Here is a 522-nt window from a genome sequence, read left to right on the forward strand (position 1 = left end):
GGGTGGGACCCGGGCGTCGTCGCCGTGCCGCTGCCGGCACCGAGCACCAGGACCAGGCCGGGAACTGCGGGTGTGTCGGGGTCGTGTCGACGCAGGGCGACCGGGGCGGGCAGCCCCAGGGAGGTGGCGATCTTTCGTCCGGGGCCTTGGGAGACCACGGACAGGTAGGCGTCATCGGTGGCGGGCGCGTGGCCCAGCAGGGAGGTGAGGTCAAAGGGTGAGGGACTCACGAAGGTCCTTTCGGGGGATGGGACACCTGGGCGCTCCCGTCAACACATGCGGACGCGGGAGCGCCCAGGTCTCGGTATCGGAGGTCCGGTCAGGACTCGGGGTAGGCGCGCAGCAGGGCCACGGCCCCCTGGCCGCCAGCCGCGCACACGGAGATCAGGCCCGTGACCGGGCGGTTCTCCGCGACAGCGCGCGCCTTGAGTTCCTTGGACAGGGTTGCCACGACCCGGGTGCCCGTGGCGGCGAACGGGGGCCCGGCGGGCCAAGGGGAGCCACGGGCGTTGAGGCGCGACC

General features: G+C 73.4%; 2 pseudogenes. Both read right to left on the minus strand.

The annotated features are described in order from the left end of the window. Positions 1–230: pseudogene (locus tag GTW58_RS13975) on the minus strand (hypothetical protein); the annotation flags it as partial. An 89-nt stretch (positions 231–319) separates the two neighbouring features. Then, positions 320–522, minus strand: a pseudogene (locus GTW58_RS13980) (acetyl-CoA C-acetyltransferase); the annotation flags it as partial.

The sequence above is a fragment of the Kocuria subflava genome, from assembly GCF_012163155.1.
Taxonomy (GTDB): Bacteria; Actinomycetota; Actinomycetes; order Actinomycetales; family Micrococcaceae; genus Kocuria; species Kocuria subflava.